This is a genomic window from Coprococcus sp. ART55/1, assembly GCF_000210595.1.
In the GTDB taxonomy this organism is placed as follows: domain Bacteria; phylum Bacillota; class Clostridia; order Lachnospirales; family Lachnospiraceae; genus Coprococcus; species Coprococcus aceti.
Map to the genome: position 1 here is coordinate 2,546,488 of NC_021018.1, position 3,999 is coordinate 2,550,486.

The 3,999-nt window shown below is 46.0% G+C and carries 4 protein-coding genes and 1 pseudogene; 1 reads left to right on the forward strand and 4 read right to left on the reverse strand.

All coding sequences use genetic code 11. The features are described from left to right. From CCU_RS11435 to CCU_RS11450, 4 genes and pseudogenes are all read right to left on the reverse strand, one after another. Positions 1-230, reverse strand: a pseudogene (locus CCU_RS11435) (dihydroorotate dehydrogenase electron transfer subunit); the annotation flags it as partial. Positions 231-302: 72 nt separating this feature from the next. Continuing rightward, positions 303-1,229, reverse strand: a complete 927-nt coding sequence (pyrF, locus tag CCU_RS11440) for an orotidine-5'-phosphate decarboxylase (protein ID WP_015534777.1) — start codon at positions 1,227-1,229, stop codon at positions 303-305. Positions 1,230-1,259: 30 nt separating this feature from the next. After that, positions 1,260-2,123: a chorismate mutase gene (locus CCU_RS11445; protein ID WP_015534778.1), complete on the reverse strand. Its 864-nt coding sequence runs from the start codon at positions 2,121-2,123 to the stop codon at positions 1,260-1,262. A 100-nt stretch (positions 2,124-2,223) separates the two neighbouring features. Next, positions 2,224-2,775, reverse strand: coding sequence for a VanZ family protein (locus CCU_RS11450; RefSeq protein ID WP_015534779.1), 552 nt, complete (start codon positions 2,773-2,775; stop codon positions 2,224-2,226). Positions 2,776-2,966: 191 nt separating this feature from the next. Here CCU_RS11450 and CCU_RS11455 point away from each other — a divergent pair, with 191 nt between their 5' ends. Next, complete coding sequence (locus tag CCU_RS11455; protein WP_330369949.1) at positions 2,967-3,932, forward strand: DUF6709 family protein; 966 nt, start codon at positions 2,967-2,969, stop codon at positions 3,930-3,932. Positions 3,933-3,999: the final 67 nt, after the last annotated feature.

The following is a 3,999-nucleotide window of genomic DNA, read 5'->3' on the forward strand; positions in this document are numbered from 1 at the left end:
CCAAATCCAACCACTCTGTATACAAGGCGGAGTGTTCCCGCCTCCCTGTCTATTCCGCAGAGGCTGATAGGTCTCGGGAGCATCTTGCTGCCATCGTGAGTATATACAGACACGAACTGTCCTGCTATAGCCTGTGAAGCTATCTCTGGAGCTTCAAGCACCAGACTGTATACATCTGTGGCAAGAGTCTCCTGACTGACCACCTTTGCTGTCATCTTAAGTTTGCCCATACTCTTCCTCCATAATCATTCTATTATCAGTGTACGGCGAACTACCTTGATCCGCCAAACACTTTCTGCTTTTTACGCATCAAGTGCGCCGTTGATATCCTCGATCATGTCAACTACTGCCTGTCTTGAGGCATCTGCATAGTTCTCAGCACCAAACTGTGCATACTTGTCCTGCTTGTAAGCAGCTATGATTCCTCTTGATGAGTTGACGATCGCACCGAGTCTGTCCTCATTGAAGTAGTGTACAAGGTCTGCAGCCTTACCCCCCTGTGCTCCGTAACCCGGAACAAGGATAAATGACTTTGGCATAACCTTTCTGAGCACCTTGCCCATCTCAGGGTATGTGGCACCGACAACAGCTCCAACCGCTGAATATCCTGATTCACCTACAACATCGCTGCCCCATTTGTCAACCATATCTCCGACTATCTCATAGAGTGGACGTCCATCCACAAGTCTGTCCTGGAACTCACCTGATGATGGATTGGATGTCTTGACGAGAACGAATATACCCTTGTTCTCCTCCTTGCACACATCCACAAATGGCTTGATTCCGTCTGTTCCAAGGTACGGGTTTACTGTGATGAAATCCTCATCAAATCCAGCATATGTCTTGCTTCCCACCTGTACCTTTCCGATATGACCAACCGCATATGCTGTTGATGTTGAACCTATATCGCCTCTTTTTATATCTCCGATAACGACAAGTCCCTTCTCCTTGCAATAGTCAACTGTCTTCTTGAATGCCTTGAGTCCCTCGATTCCGAACTGCTCATACATGGCTATCTGTGGCTTAACTGCAGGTATAAGATCATATGTAGCGTCAACTATTCCCTTGTTGAACTGCCATATAGCCTCACCAGCGCCCTCAAGTGTCTCGCCATACTCTGCAAATGCAGCTTTCTGGATATGCTCCGGTACATAGTTGAGCATTGGATCAAGTCCAACTACTATAGGTGCATTTGTCTTCTGGATATTCTTTACTAACTTGTCTATCATGATATTTTCTCCTTAAAAATTATTTTTTCTCTAAAACTGTTCCTCGTCACAGGCATAGCTTCCGAGGATCGTAAACTCCTCCGTCTCGTTCATGAGCTGGAACACTAAAGCCTGTATATCCTTCTTCAGTAAATTGGCAGACAGCTCCACATAGAATCTGTAATTCCAATGCTCCTGCCTGTTTGGCGCCGAGTGTATCTCTGTGAGGTTCACCCCGTAATCAGAGATCATGGACAGTATGCTGCTGAGACTTCCGCTCTTATTCTTACATACGAACATCACCTTCAGCCTGTTGTGGTTCTCCTCCACTATGAGGTGGTCTGCAAATGTGACAACCTTCTTGTTGTGTCCATTCTCATTTACAATGTTACATCTGTATATATACAGCTTGTTGTTGGTGAGCACCTCGTGAAGCGCATCCGAAACTCCGTAGCTTATGTCCTCAAGTATTCCCATTCCGGCGTCTACCTTGCCAGTCTTTATGAGCTCATACACCTCATCGTATGAGTCCACCGCAATGACCTTGTCCCTCGAGCATCCCTGACAAATGTACAGCTCCGGCTTTATCATCGCCACCGCATCTATGTCAGGCTCCTTCACATCATACTCCACATCTAGGCAGTTCCTGAGCTCCAGAGTCCTTCCATACTGGTACTTTCTGCTTATCTCCATGATTCTCTTGATAAGCGCCGTGTACTCCATCTTGATGTTATCATCCACATCCCCTGTGAGATTGGATATGATGGCCTCCTCGCGGTCTGGCTTATATATGTCATCCTCGGTCTCTGCCTTGACCTGAGCAACATTGTCCGCAAGAACCATTCTCTCCTTGAAGAGCTGCTTGATCTCCTTGTCGACCCGGTCTATGTTCTTTCTAACATCTGCTAATGTCATTCTGCATCCTCCAGTCAGCATCGGTAATGTGATGCTCATAGTCTTTTTTAATATACCATCTGCCCCACTCTAATTCAAGGCTGCCAATACTAAATGCGCTCTAAAAAGGCCACAGGAAAAGGAACATAACCGCTGCCACCAGCACTATCCCTATCACAAAGCCCATTATTATCCTTCCCCTTGTGCTCTTTGAGCCCCATATAATAAGAAGAGCTGCCAGTGCGCCGCACATATCTATAAGCACATCCGTGCCCCTGCCTGCCCTGTCAGCGACAAAGAGCTGATGAATCTCATCGGAGCACGCATAGACAAATGTTATCACAACTGACCATATATACACGCCAGCCGAAGCCATCCTTCCGCCGGCCTTTCTGACCGCCAGGGCCAGCAGAGCCAGAAGGATTCCATATTCCGTCATGTGTGCACCCTTTCTGACCATGATCTCCACCACTCCCGTCATCCTGTCAACCACGGGCGCGGAATCATTTCTCACCTTCTGGAACAAACCCACTATAAAGTCTGTCATGGGGTTGCTCACCGCCGACGAGTCATCTCCTGTTCTGGACGACATGTAAAATATGAATATCATCCACAGCACTGCCGGAATTATATATATGTACTTTTTCTCATTCTTTTTTGTTTTCTTTGCCATAAAATCACCACCATGAATGAGTATACCATAAAAAATGTCTAATTTTTTTTGATTTTGCCTTTTTTACTTGAAATATTAGTTTTTTACCTGTACTGTAGAAAAGTGAGGTATTGAAGTGGTTATGTATAATTCATAACAAATAAAAAAGTGAGGTAACATTATGGCAAGGACAAGGAAAAAGGGGGAATCCCATCGTATCAGCAGTTGTTTTCGGTATATTCGGAATAGTTCTTTTATTCCTGGGTATACGAACATTTATCGGTTTACACGGAAAGCTTCTAAACGTTACTACATGTGACGAATCGGAAGTTAAACCGGGAGTGTATGTGGAGGGAACACTCACCTACGGATACGGAGCTTACATTGAGAAGACTACAACGTACAATCACACGGTCACCAAGACCGACGGATACTACTATCTCGTTGATATCTGCGACAAGAATGAAGACGGCTCAAAAAGAGACACATCCAAGTGGATCGGAATATCGATCTCCAAGAGTGATGACGCCAAATTTGACGCGATCTCATCTGCTGACGATGCAGAACCAATCTACATAACAGGAGTCATCCGCAAGAACAGCGACAAGGTGCAGGGCTTCCTTGACGACTACATCACCAAGTATGTCGACGCATACGCACAATATTATGGATACACTCCTACAAGTGAGGACTATGCGACCGCAAAGGCAGAAGCTTTTCCTTACTATATAGAGATGGTTGACTCTTCAGATTACATATTCAAGCTTGTCCTCGGAGCTGTATTCCTACTGGCAGCAGTGATCATGATCCTGAAGGCAACAAGAAGCAAGAACACCATCAGCGCATCTGCACAGCCAGCAGGCACAGGTTACTATGACGGTACAGGCGATTTCAACGGCGTGTACACTCCGGGCAGCACAGGCAGCCCAAATAACGGCAGCTATACACAGCAGTATGGCAGTACAGACAGTGGCAGCTATACACAGCAGTACGGCACTACAAACAGTGGCAGCTACGGCACTGCAGAACAGACACAGGCACCGCAGACGTCTTACAGTGATCCGTTCTACTCACAGCAGCCGGCAGCTTCAGAGCAGGATGCCCACGCATCTAATCCTTATACAACAACAAGCTCAACTACATCTTCCTCTTCCTTCAGTCTCAAGAAAGATGAGTAACAATTAAATAGCACACATAAATCTAAAAAGGTATATACGGATCGCAGCCTGACTGCTTTCCGCATAT

Excerpts from the sequence above, each read along its gene's own strand:
- pyrF (WP_015534777.1), bottom strand. The coding sequence starts at position 1,229 with ATGATAGACAAGTTAGTAAAGAATATCCAGAAGACAAATGCACCTATA.
- CCU_RS11445 (WP_015534778.1), bottom strand. The coding sequence starts at position 2,123 with ATGACATTAGCAGATGTTAGAAAGAACATAGACCGGGTCGACAAGGAG.
- CCU_RS11450 (WP_015534779.1), bottom strand. The coding sequence starts at position 2,775 with ATGGCAAAGAAAACAAAAAAGAATGAGAAAAAGTACATATATATAATT.